Consider the following 18,612-nt stretch of genomic DNA (forward strand, 5'->3'; position numbering starts at 1 on the left):
TTTTAAATATTCTTCTAAAAATAAAATATATTTCTTTATTTGAGTTGGCAGATCATCATATTCTTTTAATTCACTCAATGTTTTACCCTTCACGTTCAATGACCATCCACTGAAACTTTTGTAAACCGGGCTTTTAATTTCATTTAACAAGTCAAACGGAACAGTGTCAATTACCGTACCATCTTTTAAATTGTACTGTGTGCAAACTTTTACAGTTTCAAATCCACCCAGCACGTCTGCTTTCATCATCAATAGTTCGGTAACGCCATTGATCATGATGGCATATTTTAGCGAGGGAATATCGAGCCATCCGCACCTTCTTGGCCTTCCTGTGGTAGCGCCAAACTCCTTGCCACACTCTCTAATGCGCTCGCCATCACTGTTGAATAATTCTGTTGGGAAAGGGCCGCTGCCAACGCGGGTGCAGTAAGCTTTAAAAATTCCAAAAACTTTTTTGATCTTTTGAGGCGCGATACCCAGGCCCGTACATGCAGCAGCAACTATCGTATTTGACGAAGTTACATAAGGATAGGAGCCGAAATCAATATCAAGCATTGATCCTTGTGCACCTTCGGCTAAAACAGATAACCCTTCAGATAGAGCATCGTTGATAAAATATTCGCTCTCAACGATATTGAGTTTTTTTAATTGTTGGATTGAATTGAAAAAATCATGCTCTGATTTTTCCAGGTCATTTTTAAAATCCTTCAGTGCATATACCTTGAGTGTTCGTTTGTGTTTTGAAACAAGCTCATTATATTTAGCTTTAAAATCGCTTTTCAAAATATCTCCAACCCTGATGCCTGACCGGCCTGTTTTATCCTGGTAAGCAGGACTGATGCCTTTTAGTGTTGAACCGATCTTTTGTTTTCCTTTTGCTTTTTCATCAGTAACATCAAGTAATCTGTGTGTAGGTAAAATGATCTGGGTTTTTTGGGAAATAAATAGATTTTTATGAACATCAACATTTAACTTATCCAGGGCCTCTATTTCTTCTTTTAATATTATAGGGTCAATTACAACGCCATTTCCGATCAAATTTTTGACATCAGGATGAAATATGCCGGAAGGTATTTGATGCAGCACATGTTTGGTAGCGCCATGGGTTAAAGTATGCCCTGCATTGGGCCCACCCTGGAACCTTGCAACAATATCATACCTGGGTGCAAGAAGATCTACGACCTTTCCTTTACCTTCGTCACCCCATTGTAACCCTAATATTACATCTACTGGCATTATTTATTTAATTTAAAATGAGTATCCGTTTGTTTATACCTAACTGTTTTACCCGCCTGCCTTGCTAATGTATTGCGGTTGGCGGGCAGGTTGACTGCATGCCACCCTAACGGCTGACCACCCGAAGGTGTGGCATCCATGCAATCATGAACCAATCTCCTATATTATTTCTTCAGGATTTTAGCGGCCTCCTCTTTGTTATTGATTATATTAAAAATTGCATTAAGTTTTGTGATGATCAATAATTTTTTGATCTGCTCAGAGGGGTTGATCAGCACAACCTCACCTCCTTTGTTCCTGAATTTTGTCAGTATTGTAATTAATACGCCAATCCCGCTGCTATTCATATACCGGACCCCGGATAAGTCAATAGCACAAAGCAGGATAGATTCACTGATCTTATCATTAATAATATCCATCAGATCTATACCGATATTTTCACCCAGCAGATCACCGGATAAAGTGACGAAAAGAATATTGTCTTTAACATTAATTTTGTGTTCCATAATAAAAAGTGCCTAAATTTAAAATGCCTAAAATACTTAAAATACCTTAAATTTTAGTTCACTATTAGTATTAACTTCCTTAATTATTTATTTCTGCTATTATTAGCAATTGTAGTAAAAATAGTAAGTAATTCACTGGACTCTTTATATTCTTCTTTAATTTCTTCACGGCTTAGCCATTTTAAATCAATGATAATTTCTAACCAATATTGAGTTTCACTTGCTTCAGTTTCACAGATTTTTATTTTATTCCAGAAATCTGCATTGCTTCTGGTTCGATTTACCTCACGATAATTTGCACCTATACTTGTTCCTGCTTTTGTAAGTTGATTTCTTACAATTTTTCCTTCAGGAGTATTGGGCAATCGTACAGATAAGCGGATAATTTGTACAGCAAACTTTTGAGTTCTTTTTTCAAGTTTTTTCGCAAATTCTTTTATGTCGTATTTATATTCTTTCATCATTTTAGATATTTTAAATTTTAGGCATTTTAGGCATTTTTCATTTTAGGCATTTCTTATTCCCACACTTCTCATCCATACATACCCCATATAAATTTAAAGAATGATCAATTACTTTAAAGTTTAGCAGCTCACCAATCATTGAACGGATGTTTTGTATTCTGGGATCACAAAATTCAACAACCTTTTGGCATTCAGTGCATATCAGGTGGTCATGCTGCTTGTAACCATAAGACTTTTCATACTGGGCCATATTTATGAATTGGTGTTTTGTCACCAGGTCACACGCTACCAGTAGATCTAAAGTGTTATACACGGTAGCCCTGCTGACCTGGTAATTTTTATTTTTCATACTGATATATAGCGAGTCAATATCAAAATGGTCATCTCTGGAATATATCTCTTCCAGTATAGCGTATCTCTCACGAGTTTTTCTCTGCCTTTTTTTTTCTAAAGATTGAGTAAAAATTTCTTTTACTTTATTATATGTGTCATTATTTAATACCATTATACGAATAATAAAATGCTAATATACTAATTTATACTAATGATACGAATATTTTTATTCTGCTTCTTAGTATACATTTCTTTTCTACGTAGTATCATAAAAACTTTTTCCTAATGTCAGTTTCAATGCGAACGATTCGTTTAGGTGCCAGGTAATGAGTATGGAAATTCACCATCAAACCAAGCTTTTTATCTAATGATTGAAGATAGCGCTGGATCTGATGATAGTCATCTTTTGTAATCATTCTTTGAGCTTTTATTTCGAGTATTATTTTATCCTCAATTAGAAAATCAACCCTGTTACCTGAATCATTAAAAACATGTTCTCTGATATATGGAATTTTTAATTCAATCAATAATTTTTCGATCAAATCACAATATTGTTTCTCTCTTGCAAACCTACCAAGCTGATTATGAACTTAGTACAATATTCCTACTATTTTATAAGACAACTCAGGATATATTAACTTCTCTTTTTTATTAGATATTAGCATTTACAAGTATTTGCATTAATCTCTTCAAGGCCTCAGCGATGGGCATTAGTATCATTAGTATAAATTAGTATATTAGCATTATAATTATTAGTATTAATTATCAAAACGAGTCACATCAAAAACAGAATTAACTTTTTTCAATTTTTTGATCAGTTTGTCCAGGTGTTTTGTGTCGTATACAAATAGCATGATCGTGCCATCAAATATGCCGTCATCACTATCAACCGTAATTGAACGCATATTAACCTTTAATTCATTTGAAATGACATCTGTTACATCTTTTATTAAGCCAACTCTATCAGTACCTTTAATTTTTAATCCTGCCAGAAAAGCCAATTCCTGTTGGGATGTCCATTTTGCTTTTACAATTCTATAGCCAAAATTGCTCATTAGTTTGATTGCATTCGGGCATGAAGCACGATGTATTTTGATTCCTTCACTAACGGTAATAAAGCCAAAAACATCATCGCCACGAATTGGATTACAGCATTTGGAAAGGGTATAGTCAATTTTTTCAAGCGAATCGCCTATCATCAGCATGTCAGATGAGACTCCACGGGTCTTTTTTATCTGCTGCTCAAAAGATTTCCCATCCATGAGCTGCTTAGATCTTTTTCCTGCTTGCTTGCCCTTAAATTCCACTACTTTCTTGATCGTCTTCGGGTCAATAGTACCTTTGGCTACTCTATAAAAAAAGTCTACTGAATTTTCCAGATTAAAATGTTCTGATAGCAGGTTGGTTATTTGATCATTGAGTTGCTTGCCAACTTGCTTTAATTTACGTTTGACGATCTCTTTACCCAGCGAGGCTATATCTTTCTTATCTTTTTTCAGATCAGCCTTAATTTTAGTTCGTGCTTTTGAAGTGGTAACAAATTGCAGCCAGTCCTCATTAGGTCTTTGTTTTTTTGATGTAAGAATTTCGACCTGGTCTCCATTTTTGAGAGCATAGCTTAGCGGAACTAATTTCTGGTTTACTTTGGCCCCAAGGCAATGTGTCCCTATTTGAGTATGTATGTCAAAAGCAAAATCAAGTGTAGTGGCTCCCTGAGGTAAAATTCGTAATTCTCCCTGTGGTGTGAAAATAAAGACTTCCTCATTAAACAGGTTGGTTCTAAAGTCGTTGAGGAAGTCAAGAGCACTTGAATCAGTGTGCTCCAGCGTTTCTCTGACCTTGTTTAGCCACTGGTCTAAACCAGATTCATTTGTAAGATTACCAGCAGCTTTGTATTTCCAGTGAGCCGCATATCCTTTTTCAGCAATATCGTCCATCCTTGAGGTACGTATCTGAACTTCAACCCATTGTCCTGTTTTACTCATCACAGTAGTGTGTAATGATTCATAACCGTTTGCTCTTGAAGTACTGATCCAGTCTCTCAATCTGTCAGGATTTGGTTTATAAAAATCTGATACTATAGAATAAACCTGCCAGCAAGCAGCTTTTTCATATTCATGATCAATATTATTTATAATTATTCTGATGGCAAACTTATCAAATACTTCTTCAAAAGTAATATTTTGCCTGCTCATCTTACTGAAGATGGAATATATTGATTTGGGTCTTCCTTTAATTCTGACATCTAAATTCGCTTTTTTTATTTCTGTTTGAATCGGTGCAGTAAAATACCTGATAAATCTATCCCTTACATCTTTTGATTTCCTGATCTTTTCATCAATTTGTTTATAGATGTCGGGTTGAGTATGCTTAAGATGCAGATCTTCCAATTCTGACTTGATTGAATAAAGGCCAAGCCGGTGCGCAAGAGGTGCATAGATATATATCGTTTCAGAGGCTATTTTTAATTGTTTATTCCGGGGCATACTAACTAAGGTACGCATATTATGCAGCCGGTCAGCAATTTTTACCAAGATCACCCGTACGTCATCAGAAAGAGTGAGCAGCATTTTTCTGAAATTCTCTGCTTGCTGCGAAGTGCCGTATTCAAAGACACCTGAAATTTTTGTCAGCCCGTCTATGATGCGCGCGACTTTCTTTCCAAACATTCTTTCAATGTCTTCTATTTCCAGGTCAGTGTCTTCAACAACGTCATGTAAGAGCGCTGAAACTATCGAAGTAGTGCCCAATCCAATCTCTTTAACAACGATTTCTGCAGTTGCCAAAGGATGGAAAATATAAGGTTCGCCCGACTTTCTGCGCATTTCTTTATGCGCCTCCATAGAAGTGTAAAAGGCTTTTTTGATGATCTTGACATCATCAGCTTTCAGGATTGGTTTGGCGTGCCGAAGCAGCGTCCTGTATCGCCTTAATATCTCTTTTTTCTCAAGCTCGGTATCAATATTGAGCATTTTTAATTTACGATTGAGTTTTGCAAAGCCTGCTACGAATTAATTCTTAAAAATAATAAAAAAATTAAAAACTAAGAAAATATTATTGATTAAAGAATAAATTTTCAGATTTTTAGGTCAAATTTAAACTCTTAACTAGTATTTGCATTAATCTCTTCGAGGTTTCAGCGCTGGCCATTAGTATCATTAGTATTCATTCGTATATTAGCATTTTTTTATTAGTATCATAAAATAGTATAAAAGTGCTCAGAAGACCACGAAGAAACCGGAAATCTGAAGTTATCAGATCGTTGGTTAAAGAAACTTCCCTTTCTGCAAACCTTATTTTTCCATTGTTTGTAATTGAAGGTAGCAATTGTGCCATTGAGGTAAATTCAATGCCTGGTATCTACCGGTATTCTACCGATAAACTTCCGGATGAAATAGATAGTTGTATAAATTTGGGCATAAAAGCTTTTGTAATATTTCCCTGTATAGATGAAAAGCTGAAAGATAAGCTTGCTTCTGAAAGTTATAATGAAGAGGGGCTTTACATTAAAGCGATTAAAAAAATAAGAGCTGATTTCCCTGACATTTGCATCGTCACTGACGTTGCTATGGACCCTTATAGCGCTGACGGGCATGACGGGATCGTAAAAAACGGAGAAATACTGAACGATGAAACGCTTGAAATACTTTCCCGAATGGCATTGGCGCAAGCCCGTGCCGGTGCTGATATTATCGGTCCGTCTGATATGATGGATGGAAGAGTGGGTTATTTAAGAAAAGAGCTTGACCGTGAAGGGTTTACAAATGTTTCTATTATGTCGTACACTGCCAAATATGCCAGCGCCTTTTATGGGCCATTTAGAGATGCTTTAGGATCTGCTCCTAAGCAGGGTGATAAGAAAACATATCAAATGGACCCTGCCAATATCAGGGAGGCCATGGTAGAAGCCCAACTTGACTATGAAGAAGGCGCTGATATTTTAATGGTAAAGCCGGCATTACCATATCTTGATGTTATAAAATTGCTCAATGAAAATTTTGATATACCCATTGCTGCGTATCAGGTAAGCGGTGAATACTCAATGATAAAAGCCGCTGCACAAAAAGGCTGGATAGATGGAGAAAAAGCTATACTTGAATCACTGCTAAGCATTAAAAGGGCAGGAGCAAAGATCATACTGTCTTATTTTGCTAAGGAATTTGCTAAAATTATAAATTTATAAACTATGAAAACTTTTGCGACAATCTTCCTTTTGGTGTTATCTTTTTCAAACTTTCAGAACGAAAAGATTGAAAATTTCACCCTCACCAATGCTTTTAACAATGCACGGGTTTCTTTATATGATTTTAGCAATGCTGAAGTAGTTGTTGTTATCTTTACCAGTAATTATTGTCCTTATTCCAAATTATATGAAAACAGGATCATCACTTTAGCAAAACAGTTTGAGAGTAGCAACGTACAATTCCTAATAATAAACTCAAATTCAGGCAGCAACGATTCTGTAGAAGAGATGAAAAAAAAATCTTACCCATTTCCTTATCTTTCGGACAAACAGCAAAAAGTTTGTAATCAATTTGGCGCTGCCAAAACTCCCGAAGCTTTTGTGCTGCGTAACAAAAACGGAAACTTTTACCTGGGCTACAAAGGAGCTATTGATGACAATCCCCAGGTAGAAAATGATGTCAACAACCATTATCTCAAAAATGCAATAGAAGCAATTATTAATGGGAGTCAACCAGCACTTAAAGAAAAAAGAGCTACCGGGTGTGTAATTAAGAAAAACTGACAATAGACAAGTGAGTGGAAATCATCCAGAGTACCCGGGACTGGATAGTTTGTTTTTTAGGGTCATCAATGAATTGCAGCCTATTCATCGGATGACTGGAGGATACAAGGTGAGGGGTCATCCGATGAATAGTAAGGTAGTGACAATAACTATGACTATAATTGAATTTTTAATTTTCCATTTAATTTATGAGATATACACCCATAGACAAAAAACTTTTTATTGAAAACAGGAAAAAGTTCATTAAACAACTGAAGCCAAATTCATTAGCGGTTTTCAATGCCAACGATATCATGCCAACCAATGCCGATGGTATCTTGCCTTTCAGACAAAACAACGACTTGTTTTATCTTTCGGGAATAGAGCAGGAAGAAAGTATCCTGTTGGTCTTTCCTGATGCAAAAGATAAGGATCGCCATGAATTATTATTTTTAAAAGAAACCAGCGAAAAAATTGCTATATGGGAAGGGCAAAAGTTAACCAAAAAAGAAGCTGCTAAAATTTCAGGCATTGAAAATGTGCTTTGGCTATCAGAATTCCACAATACATTTGTTGCCCTGATGAGTGAATGTGAAAGGATATATCTGAATACCAACGAACATGTCCGGGCAGTGGTGATCGTAGAAACACGGGATGCACGATTCATTAAATGGTGTAAAGAAAAATACCCCCTGCACCAATATGAAAGAAGCGCCCCGGTCATGCACCGGGTCAGGGCAATTAAATCAAAAAAAGAGATTGAGCTGATAAAACAAGCATGCAGCATCACAGAAAAAGCGTTCCTGAGAATATTAAAATTTGTAAAACCTGGCGTATATGAATATGAAATTGAGGCTGAACTATATCATGAATTTCTTAGAAACAGGTCAAGAGGGCCTGCTTATCAACCAATAATTGCTTCGGGCGCCAATGCCTGTGCCTTACATTATGTTGATAATGACCAGCAATGCAAAGACGGAGAGGTCATATTGATGGATATCGGGGCAGAATTTGCAGGCTATTGTTCTGACCTTACAAGGTGCGTTCCTGTAAATGGCAAATATTCAAAAAGACAGAAACAGGTCTATAACGCTGTGCTTAAAGGTTTGAAAGAAGCAAAAAAAATGCTGACAGTTGGCAATAACCTTGAAGACTATCACAAAGAAGTTGGTAAAATAATGGAAAAAGAGCTCATTGGTTTGGGTTTACTTGATGCTAAAGATGTTAAAAAACAGGACAAAAAAAAACCACTCTATAAAAAATACTTCATGCACGGCACCTCCCATCTCCTGGGCCTTGATGTACATGATGTTGGCAGTAAATACAGGCCTTTTGAAGAAGGAATGGTATTTACCTGTGAACCGGGTATCTATATCAAAGATGAAAAGCTAGGCATCAGGCTTGAAAATGATTTTCTTATCACAAAAAACGGCCCTGTTGACCTGATGGAGCATATACCTATTGAGGCGGAGGAGATTGAGGGGTTGATGAATGAGAAAAGTTGACAATTGACAGTTGACAATATTGCCAACTGCCTACTTTTTCAATATTCCATCAATTGCTTGCAATAAACCCTCTCACCGGCAGTCTTCTTAGATAAATCTCGGATGCTGCCGTGCGTTTCTGCCATTTAAAGCAACTGAACTAATGCAGCAACTATTGCAATACCAGCGACCATCATCCCGCCAAGCCGAAGGGTGAGACGCATTTCCAACTCACGTAATCGTATGTCAAGGTATTGTCTTGAAACAACCTGTTCATCAATAATTTCAGCCAGCGCTTCAGCTTGTGTCTCTGCCTGCTGTTGAGTAAAACCTGCTGCAATCATTTTTTAACATTTAATATTCTAACGGTTCTTGTTTGGTATGCCTGATCCTTATTATTCGTATTTCTTTCTCAGTATATTTATAGGTTACACGGTAGTTATATTTTTCAAAGGATCTGTAATTTCCAGGATTGTTTTTTTTATACTTGTCCAGACTATGTCTTTCTGGGTTTTCAGGTAATTTATCAATCATGTCTGAGATTGCAGTTTTTACTTTTTCTGCATTAGCTCGTGATCGTTCACTGATGTATTCATATGCTTTTTGCAAACTATTTTCAGCACTGGGTGCCCAGTTTATTTTAACTAGATTGTTTCTTACCATTCTTTCATATGTCGTTTTACATCCTCATGAGAAATAGATTTTCCAGCATCCATTTCTGCTTCTGCTTCATCCAACTCCTTATTATACTGTTCTATACTTATGCTGCCTTCCTGGTTGCTTTGTTGGTTATTTAACCCATAATCCAATAGACTTTTGATGGCTTGAATTAATGAGGCGTCATTAATTTGCTTGAAGCGCTCTATTATAGATAATTTTTCTGTCTGTATATTCATAATTTCTTTTTTTACAAATATAACGTTTTTTTTACAGTTATTGTTTCATTTAGCAGGCGTTGGTTATGATATTCACTCGTTATTAACAGGGAGCAAGGCGAAAAAAGGCCTGAGAGTAGAAACGCCAAGAGCGCCACGTTCCATACGCCCTGCGTTCCGTAAATCCAACATATTCTACTCTGACATTCCAAACCTGCAAGGTTTACAAAACCTTACAGGTTTAAAGATATATCCCAATCCCAATACAGGTGAATTTATTATAGAGATCAAAAACCTACGAGGTTTTGAAAACCTCGTGGGTTTGGGAACAGAAATTAAATTGCTAAACACAATTGGCCAGGTAATATACGTAGAAAAACTTGATAAAATAAAAGGAGCTTATCAAACGAAAATTGATATGAGCGCCTATCCAAAAGGCATTTATACTTTGAGAATTATCAGCAATGAAGGAGTAATAAATAAAAAGATAGTAGTTGAATAGTTACAGGTATACTAATTACGGGTTTGAAAGAAAAATTAAGCAATCACAAATAGTCTTTATTTATTTTCATTGTTAACCACGAATTACACTAATTTATTGAATTAAAACAAAAAAATTAGTGTAATTCGTGTAATTAGTGGTTTCTTTTTATTCTTTCAAGCTATGCGAAAACTCAAGACCCATGAACTAAAACGGCTATCCGTAGAACAGTACAAAGATACAAAAAAAAATCCTGTTGTAATTGTTTTAGATAATGTCAGGAGCCTGAATAATGTTGGTTCTGCGTTCAGATCATCCGATGCATTTTTGGCAGAGAAAATATATTTGTGCGGCATTACCGGCAAGCCCCCTCACAGGGAGATCAATAAAACGGCTCTGGGCGCTGCCGAATCTGTTGAATGGGAATATGTTAAAAACACCATTGATATCATAAAAAAATTAAAAAAAGAGGGTTATACTATTATTGCATTGGAGCAAACTGACGAAAGCCAGCAGTTACAGAATTTTCAGCCTCAACGAAACAAAAAATATTGTTTTGTATTTGGCAATGAAGTGTTCGGTATAAGTGATGAGGTGGTCAATAACGCTGATCTGTGCCTGGAAATCCCCCAATTTGGTACCAAGCATTCTATCAATATCGCAGTGAGTATAGGGATTGTGTTGTGGGATTATATTTCTAAAATAGAACATAACTAAGTAATTTAATCAAAACTTTTCAACCTTCTAACTTTCCAACTTTATAACCTTCTGTTTAATTTCTTTACCATTTCATTCTTCCATTCATAAAAATCACCACTGATTATTCTCTGCCTCGCTTCATTGACCAGCCACGTGTAAAATGACAAATTGTGGATGCTTGCGATCTGGGCGCCAAGAATTTCATTACTATCAATTAAATGCCTCAGATAAGCTTTAGAGTAAGATTGGCTTACATAGCTATCGTCTAAAGCTTCATCAACAGGCTGAAAATTATTTTTCCATTTTTTATTTCTGATGTTAATAATACCTTCAGAGGTATACAGCCAGCCGTTTCGTGCATTGCGGGTAGGGATCACACAATCAAACATATCTACGCCCAGCGCAATACATTCCAGGATGTTTTCTGGCTTTCCCACACCCATCAGGTATCTTGGCTTATCTTCAGGCAGGATATTACATACCACTTCTGTCATTTCATACATTGTTTCAGAGGGCTCACCCACAGACAAACCGCCTATGGCATTGCCCTCACAATTGAAAGAGGCTATCGTTTTGGCAGAGATCTTCCGCAAGTCTTTATACACGCTTCCTTGTACAATTGGCAGCAGCGTCTGACTATAATTAAATGGACATGGGGTATCTTCAACTCTTTCACAGCATCGTTTCAACCAGCGATGGGTCATTTCCATTGATCTCTTTGCGTAAACATGATCACAAGGGAAGGGGGTACATTCATCAAATGCCATGATAATATCTGCCCCGATACTTCTCTGAATATCCACTACATTTTCTGGCGTAAATGTATGTTTCGATCCGTCAATATGAGATTGAAATGTCACACCCTCTTCATTGATCTTCCTGATCTTTGACAGCGAATAGACCTGGTATCCACCGCTATCGGTTAAAACCGGTTTATTCCAGCCGATGAACTTATGGATCCCCCCAGCCTTTTTTATTATATCAATACCTGGCTTTAAATATAAGTGATAGGTATTGGAAAGGATTATCTCTGCCTTGATGTCATGCTCAAGCTCTCTTTGATGCACAGCTTTTACAGATCCTGATGTTCCAACAGGCATAAAGGCAGGTGTTATGACCCTGCCGTGATCGGTGATCATCTCGCCTGCTCTGGCTTTGGAGTTTTTATCTTTTGATATTAGGTTGAATTTCATTTACTTGGCAAATAAAATAATTAATTTCCATAATTTTGAAGTATTTCCATTGTAATAACGGGAAAAAACCCAAACTCAAAATTGATTTTGTGATTCCTAATATATTCAAAAGCAATATCATAAGGATCCCGATTCTTACCACAGTTGGGATCCTGATCATTTTTTTTCTCCTCAACCAGCTTTTCCCGCTTAAAGTCAACATTGAATACTCCCAGATCATCACTTCTTCAAAAGGTAAGGTTCTACACGCTTTTTTAACCAGCGATGAGAAGTGGCGTATGAAAACAGAGCTGAATGAAATTATTCCGGAGCTTAAAAAAGCAATAATTTACAAAGAAGATAAATATTTCTATTACCATTTCGGGATCAATCCTGTCTCCATAATACGGGCGCTCTATAATAATACCCTTCAAAACAAAAAGACTTCTGGCGCCTCTACCATTACCATGCAAGTGGCAAGGCTGCTTGAACCAAAAGAAAGAACCTACGTCAACAAGTCAATAGAGACGTTTCGGGCCATACAGCTTGAATTTTATTACAGCAAAGATGAAATACTTCAGCTTTACCTGAATCTGGTTCCTTATGGCGGCAACATAGAAGCTGTAAAATCTGCATCACTGCTCTACTTTCAGCGCAACCCCGATCATTTGAGCCTGGCACAGATCGTTACCCTAACGATCATACCCAACCGGCCTAATTCATTGACACCAGGGCAAAATAACGATCTTATCGAAAAAGAACGGAACCGGTGGCTTAAGAAATTTAAAGCAGATCATATTTTTCCTGAAAATATGATTGAAGATGCACTCAACGAACCCCTGAAAGCACAAAGACATCAAGCCCCTAAATTTGCTCCGCATTTTTCTTACCGGCTAAAATCGAAATACCCGGGCAAAGCAATCATCAAGACTCATCTTGATGGAAATATTCAAAATAAGGTTGAGTTGATAACCTATAATTATATTCAGCGATTAAAACATTTTAATATTCATAATGCAGCCGTTATTGTTATTAAAAACAAATCTGTAGTGGACGGGCATGTTGAGCGACAGCGAAATCCCGATTCTGTCGGGGCTCGTCCTGTTGTAATAGCCTATTTAGGAAATGCTGATTTTTCCGATACAGAAAATGCAGGGCAGGTGGACGGAATAAAAGCAGTACGCTCTCCAGGCAGCACGCTCAAACCTTTCGTATATGCCTTAGCGATTGACAAAGGCATCGTCACCCCAAAAAATACGATCACAGATGTGCCCGTTAATTTTGGCGGATACAGTCCTGAAAATTTCGATAAAAAATTTCATGGAAAGGTTACGATTGAACAAGCTCTTGCCTATTCATTAAACGTGCCAGCTGTAAAGTTGCTGGATGAGGTCGGAGTTCCTGCATTTATAGATATTTTTAATAAAGCAGGCTTCACGCAGATAAGCAGAGATGAGAACAAATTAGGGCTGTCAGTAATACTGGGTGGATGCGGGGTAACATTAGAAAAGTTAGCAACACTCTATGCAGCAATGGCAAATGATGGAAAATATTGTGAATTGAAATGGGTGAAAGCCCGATCACTACAAAACAAAAAAAGTCAACTAATTTCCAGTGCCTCCACATATATGATCACAGAAATACTTACCAAGCTCACGAGACCCGATCTGCCCAACAATTACCAGAGCAGTTACCATGTACCTAAGATTGCCTGGAAAACGGGTACTTCATATGGCAGACGGGATGCCTGGAGCATCGGATTCAATAAGAATTATACCATTGGAGTATGGGTGGGCAATTTTTCAGGAGAGGGGTCTTATGAACTGACAGGCGCCCGGATCGCTACTCCGCTCTTATTTGAGATATTCAATACTATAGAATATAATTCGCAAGCTGACTGGTTCTTACCTCCTCAAGAGATCAAGTTCAGGTTAGTGTGTGAAGAAAGTGGTTTTGTACCCAATACTTTTTGCAAAAACCAGATAGTTGATTATTTTATTCCTACGATCTCGTCCAACAAAAAATGTGAGCATTTAAAGCAGGTCTGGGTTTCCGCTAAAGAGACATTTTCATATTGTACCAGTTGTTTGCCTGAATATGGATACAAGAAAAAATTATACCCAAACCTGCCGCCTGAATTAATAACCTGGTACGAAGCAGAAAATATTGCTTATTCAAAGATCCCTGAACATAATATAAATTGTACACGGGTATTTAAACAGCACGCGCCTGCCATAACTTCACCCATAGATGGAAAAGAATATATTGTAGATAACCAAACCGAGCTAATGCTCACATGCCAGGCAGACAATGAAGTAAATAAAGTGTATTGGTATATTAATGATAAGTATTATAAAGCTGCTCATGCAGGCGATAAAGTTTTCTTTATTCCTGAAAGCGGGGCAATAAAAATATCATGTAGTGATGATAAAGGCAGGAATTCGGATATTTGGATAAGGGTTTTTAGGCAATAATTCAATAATTATTATTCAATTTTAAATATTCTTTTGTATTTATTTGAAACTAATTGCATTATATTTGCGTAAATTTGTTACATTTTATAACCTGTATCGTAATGACAATTAGAGAAAAATATAAGCAATTAAGAAACCAATCATTTGTTAAAAAAATGATTATTGATTCTGTTTATGCCACTATGAAATTGGAAGGACAAGGTATTACGAAAAATAAGTTATTACAATTATACAATATGGTTATTAAAGAAAAAACTATTCAAGCGGGATAATCTGCTCTCTAATCTTTTTTTCGAGCAAAGAATAATCATACTGGTCTGCTTTTCTAATAGCCTGTAAATATTCCTCTCTTTTTTCTCCTTCTCTGTGATAAAGTTTAATATTCTGATAGCCCTGTTGTTTTGCAATTAAATCGGTGATTAGTCTTGCTGTCCGTCCATTGCCATTGTTGAATGGGTGAATAAAAACCATCCTGTGATGGGTATAAGCTAAACATTTTATCAAATCTTCCTGCCCTCTAATCCTGCTAATCCTATAATTTAATTCATCTGTATATTGGTACATTAGATTCGGTACTTTGGAATAATGAGGAGGTTGATGCTGTCCTACAACTATATTTATTATTCTTAACTTTCCTGCCCAATCATATAAATGACTAAAAGCTGTTTGATGAACTTTTAGTATAATTGAAACTGACGTCTTAATATCTGCATCTAAATCAAGGATATATTGTTCTGCCCGGATAATGCCTTTAGCTTCTTCTTCATTGAGTTTTGCTTTATCAAAAATTCCGAGCAAATTGTCTTCAACCGTAGGAGTATAATCGCTCATAACTAAAAAAACACAATACACCCCATTAAATAAAAGAGCTTTAACAGGGCAGGCAGATTTTAAAAGATTACATAGATTACAAATGAGCACTGTTTCTACCCACTCATAGAAACCAAAAACTCCTCATTTCCTTTAGTCCCTTTCATTTTTCCGAGCAAAAATTCAATCGCTTCATTTGAGTTCATGTCAGACATGAGTTTCCGTAAGATCCAGATACGGGAAAGCTCTTCCTTATCTATCAATAATTCTTCCCGCCTTGTACCTGAAGCCGGAACGTCAATTGCAGGGAATATACGTTTGTTTGCCAGCTTTCGGTCCAATTGTAATTCCATATTACCGGTACCTTTGAATTCCTCAAAGATCACTTCATCCATTTTGGAACCTGTTTCTATCAATGCAGTTGATACAATTGTTAGCGATCCACCGTTTTCGACATTTCTTGCAGCGCCAAAAAACTTCTTGGGCTTGTGCAAAGCATTGGCATCAACGCCACCTGACAAGATCTTTCCGGAAGAAGGCGTCACCGTATTATGCGCTCTGGCAAGCCTGGTAATAGAATCAAGCAGTATAACAACATCATGCCCACATTCTACCATTCTTTTTGCTTTCTCCAGCACAATATCGGCAATTTTCACATGTTTTTCAGCGTGTTCATCAAATGTAGAAGCAATTACTTCAGCTTTAACACTCCGTGCCATATCAGTAACTTCCTCCGGGCGCTCATCAATTAGCAATACTATTAAGTACACTTCAGGATGATTTGTAGCAATTGCATTGGCGATATCTTTTAGTAAAACCGTTTTACCGGTTCTGGGCTGTGACACGATCATGCCTCTTTGCCCTTTACCAATAGGTGAGAACATATCTACAATTCTTGTTGTGTAAAGTGATGGAGAAGTAGAGAGATTTAACCGTTCATCCGGGAACAATGGTGTCAGGTGTTCAAAAGGAATACGATCACGGATATCATCAACAGTCTTTCCATTTATGTATTCAACCCTTAGCAGCGCAAAATATTTTTCGCCCTCTTTTGGTGGTCTGATCTTACCTCTTACGGTATCTCCGGTCCTTAATCCAAAAAGCTTTATTTGAGAGGGTGAAACATAAATATCATCAGGACTTGCGAGGTAGTTGTAGTCAGCAGATCTCAGAAAACCATAGCCATCCTGCATGATCTCCAATACCCCATCATTTTCAACCATACCGTCAAAATTCCTGATGTTATTTGCATAGCCGGATTTTTTGCTGACAGATTTATTTTCTTTTTCTTCCTTAGTTTCTTCGCTATGCTCAGGACGGGCTTTTGTAATATCTTTAGTTTCAGCTATATCCTCAGATTCACCGGCCTTCGTGTCCTGACCAGCTTTGTCCACGCTATCTGGGGATGTATCGAAAGAAATAATACTCTTATCTACCCCTATTTCAAAAGAGCCTGATGGTGAATCATCACTTTTGTCAGGTTGAATATCAACCTGGTCAGATTCTTTCTGGGAAGGCATTTTCTCTGATCCGCTTATACCTTCCTGCTTTCCATCAAGGCTTGATTGGCCTGTCCCGCCTGCCTCGATGCTATTGGGGACAGGGTCGGAATCGGTTTTTTTCTTCGTTTCCATGTTTTCGTTGAGTTGCCCACCTGCCACTTCGGGCTGGGGAGAAATTGCTTGTTGATCCAATATTTTAAAAACCAGATCATTTTTTGAAAGCTTCTTATACTTTTCTACGCCTATTTTTTTGGCTATGTCAAAAAGCTCCGATTCAAGCTTGACATTAAGTTGTTCAATCGTGTACATATAATAATTTTTAGTTGGGTGTTTTTGTGTAACGCGACATACTTCTCGCAGTATATATTAATTGTATCTTATAAGACTTCAAAATCCTTCTTACGCCTGCCTGGTAGCAGACAGGGCAGGCAAACACCTGACCCCGCCAAAGGCGGGGTCAAAATCCCAAACAAATCCCAATTACAAAATTCCTACCGAATATTCTGGATTGAAGCTTGACTTTGAAAAAAACAGTATATTTTATTGGAAATTATCAATTACATACTGCGCGGACCTCAAATATTAAATAAATGATTTATAAAGTGATATTCCCTTAAACCGGGGCGTGAATTACTTGTTACAGAGATATGATATATATAATTATCAGCTCAAATGAAGTTTAAAAATGCAATGATATGGCTTTATATTTTAATTTGCAATTAATTCCCTATTAATTTTAAAAAAAAATTAATAGCTCATTCAATAATAAGTTTATCAGTTGCAAATAATTTACCATTAATATAGACTTTATAAAAATATAAACCTTTAGGGCATCTCTAAAAACTACACCATACATTCCCCTCTATCAAGAGGGGCAAGGGGTGTGTTTTAAAAAATATGTAGTTTTTAGAGATGCCCTAAAGTCAAGATTGGTTTTTGACTGTCCTTCAGTGAGGAATGATTTATACAAATTTTGTCCTGCAATATAAAAAAATAATGTGAACCTATAAATTATTTCGTTTGGTTCTTATTCCTTTTTTATATAATTTCGTGTAGTTATTAAAAATAGTTATATTCGTATCTGAAAATAAATATTAATGTATGACTTAACGAAATAAAAATATGCATAAAATGTTAAATATAAAACCAGATTCACAGCAATATATTGAGGATCTCCATTATGATGGAGAAGGTGATGAATTTTATCATAAATATGAAAATCAATGGATTGCGATTGTAAACAAGCACGTGGTAGCTTTTGGGAATGATCCCTTAAAAGTTAAAAAAAAGCTGCACAAAAAACCGGAAAATCTAATTATGAAATCCCAATCAAATTTATTGAAAGTGCAGGAGCAATATTATAATGTAAAAATTATTATATTTGTCTCTGAAAAAAAATATTAAAGTATAACAAATAAGAAAAAATTCTATTTTCATTTAATTATACACTTATTTTGTATTAATTCTGTAATAAAATAATAATAGGATTATGTCTAGTATAAGACTTTCTGCAAAAGCCAAATCAGTGATAAACAAACTGGTTTCTTCCAAAGATTCAGATAATAAAGGATATATTGCAGCTTTAGATTCTGCCAATGGCGAATATTTTTTAGGTAAAACGATTGTTGATGCTTCCAAAAAGGGCCGAATAGCAAGAAATAATCCCAAAGCAATTTTTCATTTTATTAGAATTGGATATCCATCAGTAGATGTACTCAAAAATGTCAGACTACAAGGTAAAATAATTGAACATTATTTACCGAAAATTTATGCAAATAATATTTGATTTTGAACATGATAAAATACTATTTCATAATTAATCACTGAATTAAACAACAAAAATATAGCGT

Annotated in this window: 20 protein-coding genes; 8 read left to right on the top strand and 12 right to left on the bottom strand. The window is 36.3% G+C overall.

What is annotated here, in order from left to right; all coding sequences use genetic code 11:
• The 6 genes from FVQ77_06610 to FVQ77_06635 all read right to left on the bottom strand — a co-directional run.
• Nucleotides 1–1,236, bottom strand: a 1,236-nt coding sequence (locus FVQ77_06610; GenBank protein ID MBW8049999.1) for an adenylosuccinate synthase, incomplete at its 3' end; no start/stop codon positions are given.
• A 164-nt stretch (nt 1,237–1,400) separates the two neighbouring features.
• Complete coding sequence (locus tag FVQ77_06615; protein MBW8050000.1) at nt 1,401–1,742, bottom strand: STAS domain-containing protein; 342 nt, start codon at nt 1,740–1,742, stop codon at nt 1,401–1,403.
• Between the two features lie 83 nt (nt 1,743–1,825).
• Nucleotides 1,826–2,206 carry a four helix bundle protein gene (locus FVQ77_06620; GenBank protein ID MBW8050001.1) on the bottom strand — a complete coding sequence of 127 codons (381 nt, stop codon included), beginning with the start codon at nt 2,204–2,206 and terminating at the stop codon, nt 1,826–1,828.
• Between the two features lie 37 nt (nt 2,207–2,243).
• Nucleotides 2,244–2,711: a transcriptional repressor gene (locus FVQ77_06625; protein ID MBW8050002.1), complete on the bottom strand. Its 468-nt coding sequence runs from the start codon at nt 2,709–2,711 to the stop codon at nt 2,244–2,246.
• Nucleotides 2,712–2,805: 94 nt separating this feature from the next.
• Nucleotides 2,806–3,081, bottom strand: a complete 276-nt coding sequence (locus FVQ77_06630; GenBank protein ID MBW8050003.1) for a GxxExxY protein — start codon at nt 3,079–3,081, stop codon at nt 2,806–2,808.
• A gap of 216 nt (nt 3,082–3,297) precedes the next feature.
• Nucleotides 3,298–5,511, bottom strand: coding sequence for a bifunctional (p)ppGpp synthetase/guanosine-3',5'-bis(diphosphate) 3'-pyrophosphohydrolase (locus tag FVQ77_06635; GenBank protein MBW8050004.1), 2,214 nt, complete (start codon nt 5,509–5,511; stop codon nt 3,298–3,300).
• A gap of 242 nt (nt 5,512–5,753) precedes the next feature.
• On the opposite strand from FVQ77_06635, the gene hemB reads away from it, so the two are divergent.
• From hemB to FVQ77_06650, 3 genes are all read left to right on the top strand, one after another.
• The gene (hemB, locus tag FVQ77_06640) at nt 5,754–6,722 is read left to right on the top strand and encodes a porphobilinogen synthase (protein ID MBW8050005.1); all 969 of its coding nucleotides are present in this window, start codon (nt 5,754–5,756) and stop codon (nt 6,720–6,722) included.
• 3 nt (nt 6,723–6,725) lie between these two features.
• Nucleotides 6,726–7,286 carry a thioredoxin family protein gene (locus FVQ77_06645; protein ID MBW8050006.1) on the top strand — a complete coding sequence of 187 codons (561 nt, stop codon included), beginning with the start codon at nt 6,726–6,728 and terminating at the stop codon, nt 7,284–7,286.
• A gap of 188 nt (nt 7,287–7,474) precedes the next feature.
• On the top strand, nt 7,475–8,770 hold the full coding sequence (locus tag FVQ77_06650; GenBank protein MBW8050007.1) for a M24 family metallopeptidase: 1,296 nt from the start codon (nt 7,475–7,477) through the stop codon (nt 8,768–8,770).
• Between the two features lie 125 nt (nt 8,771–8,895).
• Here the strand turns inward: FVQ77_06650 and FVQ77_06655 are convergent, their stop codons facing one another.
• The 3 genes from FVQ77_06655 to FVQ77_06665 are packed head-to-tail and all read right to left on the bottom strand — an operon-like array spanning nt 8,896 to nt 9,645.
• Nucleotides 8,896–9,093 (bottom strand): DUF1640 domain-containing protein, encoded by a 198-nt coding sequence (locus tag FVQ77_06655; protein MBW8050008.1) that lies wholly within the window; start codon nt 9,091–9,093, stop codon nt 8,896–8,898.
• Nucleotides 9,094–9,103: 10 nt separating this feature from the next.
• Nucleotides 9,104–9,412, bottom strand: a complete 309-nt coding sequence (locus FVQ77_06660) for a type II toxin-antitoxin system RelE/ParE family toxin (protein MBW8050009.1) — start codon at nt 9,410–9,412, stop codon at nt 9,104–9,106.
• Nucleotides 9,406–9,645 (bottom strand): hypothetical protein, encoded by a 240-nt coding sequence (locus tag FVQ77_06665; GenBank protein MBW8050010.1) that lies wholly within the window; start codon nt 9,643–9,645, stop codon nt 9,406–9,408. The genes FVQ77_06660 and FVQ77_06665 overlap by 7 nt, the downstream gene beginning before the upstream one ends.
• On the opposite strand from FVQ77_06665, the gene FVQ77_06670 reads away from it, so the two are divergent.
• On the top strand, nt 9,578–10,126 hold the full coding sequence (locus tag FVQ77_06670) for a T9SS type A sorting domain-containing protein (protein MBW8050011.1): 549 nt from the start codon (nt 9,578–9,580) through the stop codon (nt 10,124–10,126). The two genes, FVQ77_06665 and FVQ77_06670, sit on opposite strands and share 68 nt — an antisense overlap.
• A gap of 162 nt (nt 10,127–10,288) precedes the next feature.
• Nucleotides 10,289–10,822 carry an RNA methyltransferase gene (locus FVQ77_06675; protein MBW8050012.1) on the top strand — a complete coding sequence of 178 codons (534 nt, stop codon included), beginning with the start codon at nt 10,289–10,291 and terminating at the stop codon, nt 10,820–10,822.
• Between the two features lie 41 nt (nt 10,823–10,863).
• Here FVQ77_06675 and tgt read toward each other — a convergent pair whose 3' ends face one another.
• Nucleotides 10,864–11,997, bottom strand: coding sequence for a tRNA guanosine(34) transglycosylase Tgt (gene tgt, locus FVQ77_06680; GenBank protein MBW8050013.1), 1,134 nt, complete (start codon nt 11,995–11,997; stop codon nt 10,864–10,866).
• A gap of 158 nt (nt 11,998–12,155) precedes the next feature.
• Here tgt and pbpC point away from each other — a divergent pair, with 158 nt between their 5' ends.
• Nucleotides 12,156–14,450 carry a penicillin-binding protein 1C gene (gene pbpC, locus FVQ77_06685; GenBank protein MBW8050014.1) on the top strand — a complete coding sequence of 765 codons (2,295 nt, stop codon included), beginning with the start codon at nt 12,156–12,158 and terminating at the stop codon, nt 14,448–14,450.
• A 255-nt stretch (nt 14,451–14,705) separates the two neighbouring features.
• On the opposite strand, the gene FVQ77_06690 is transcribed toward pbpC, so the two are convergent.
• A complete protein-coding gene (locus FVQ77_06690; protein MBW8050015.1) occupies nt 14,706–15,281 on the bottom strand; it encodes a hypothetical protein in 576 nt (191 codons plus the stop codon).
• A 95-nt stretch (nt 15,282–15,376) separates the two neighbouring features.
• A complete protein-coding gene (locus FVQ77_06695; protein MBW8050016.1) occupies nt 15,377–17,071 on the bottom strand; it encodes a transcription termination factor Rho in 1,695 nt (564 codons plus the stop codon).
• Between the two features lie 822 nt (nt 17,072–17,893).
• On the opposite strand from FVQ77_06695, the gene FVQ77_06700 reads away from it, so the two are divergent.
• The gene (locus FVQ77_06700; protein MBW8050017.1) at nt 17,894–18,166 is read left to right on the top strand and encodes a hypothetical protein; all 273 of its coding nucleotides are present in this window, start codon (nt 17,894–17,896) and stop codon (nt 18,164–18,166) included.
• An 85-nt stretch (nt 18,167–18,251) separates the two neighbouring features.
• Complete coding sequence (locus FVQ77_06705; GenBank protein ID MBW8050018.1) at nt 18,252–18,548, top strand: hypothetical protein; 297 nt, start codon at nt 18,252–18,254, stop codon at nt 18,546–18,548.
• Nucleotides 18,549–18,612 lie beyond the last annotated feature (64 nt).

It is taken from the genome of Cytophagales bacterium, assembly GCA_019456305.1.
Classification (GTDB): Bacteria; Bacteroidota; Bacteroidia; order Cytophagales; family VRUD01; genus VRUD01.

Coding starts and splice junctions, on each gene's coding strand:
- FVQ77_06695 (MBW8050016.1), bottom strand. CDS start 17,071: ATGTACACGATTGAACAACTTAATGTCAAGCTTGAATCGGAGCTTTTT.
- FVQ77_06645 (MBW8050006.1), top strand. CDS start 6,726: ATGAAAACTTTTGCGACAATCTTCCTTTTGGTGTTATCTTTTTCAAAC.
- FVQ77_06620 (MBW8050001.1), bottom strand. CDS start 2,206: ATGATGAAAGAATATAAATACGACATAAAAGAATTTGCGAAAAAACTT.
- FVQ77_06675 (MBW8050012.1), top strand. CDS start 10,289: ATGCGAAAACTCAAGACCCATGAACTAAAACGGCTATCCGTAGAACAG.
- FVQ77_06615 (MBW8050000.1), bottom strand. CDS start 1,742: ATGGAACACAAAATTAATGTTAAAGACAATATTCTTTTCGTCACTTTA.
- FVQ77_06705 (MBW8050018.1), top strand. CDS start 18,252: ATGTCTAGTATAAGACTTTCTGCAAAAGCCAAATCAGTGATAAACAAA.
- FVQ77_06655 (MBW8050008.1), bottom strand. CDS start 9,093: ATGATTGCAGCAGGTTTTACTCAACAGCAGGCAGAGACACAAGCTGAA.
- FVQ77_06650 (MBW8050007.1), top strand. CDS start 7,475: ATGAGATATACACCCATAGACAAAAAACTTTTTATTGAAAACAGGAAA.
- FVQ77_06625 (MBW8050002.1), bottom strand. CDS start 2,711: ATGGTATTAAATAATGACACATATAATAAAGTAAAAGAAATTTTTACT.
- FVQ77_06665 (MBW8050010.1), bottom strand. CDS start 9,645: ATGAATATACAGACAGAAAAATTATCTATAATAGAGCGCTTCAAGCAA.
- tgt (MBW8050013.1), bottom strand. CDS start 11,997: ATGAAATTCAACCTAATATCAAAAGATAAAAACTCCAAAGCCAGAGCA.
- FVQ77_06635 (MBW8050004.1), bottom strand. CDS start 5,511: ATGCTCAATATTGATACCGAGCTTGAGAAAAAAGAGATATTAAGGCGA.
- FVQ77_06660 (MBW8050009.1), bottom strand. CDS start 9,412: ATGGTAAGAAACAATCTAGTTAAAATAAACTGGGCACCCAGTGCTGAA.
- FVQ77_06690 (MBW8050015.1), bottom strand. CDS start 15,281: ATGAGCGATTATACTCCTACGGTTGAAGACAATTTGCTCGGAATTTTT.
- FVQ77_06700 (MBW8050017.1), top strand. CDS start 17,894: ATGTTAAATATAAAACCAGATTCACAGCAATATATTGAGGATCTCCAT.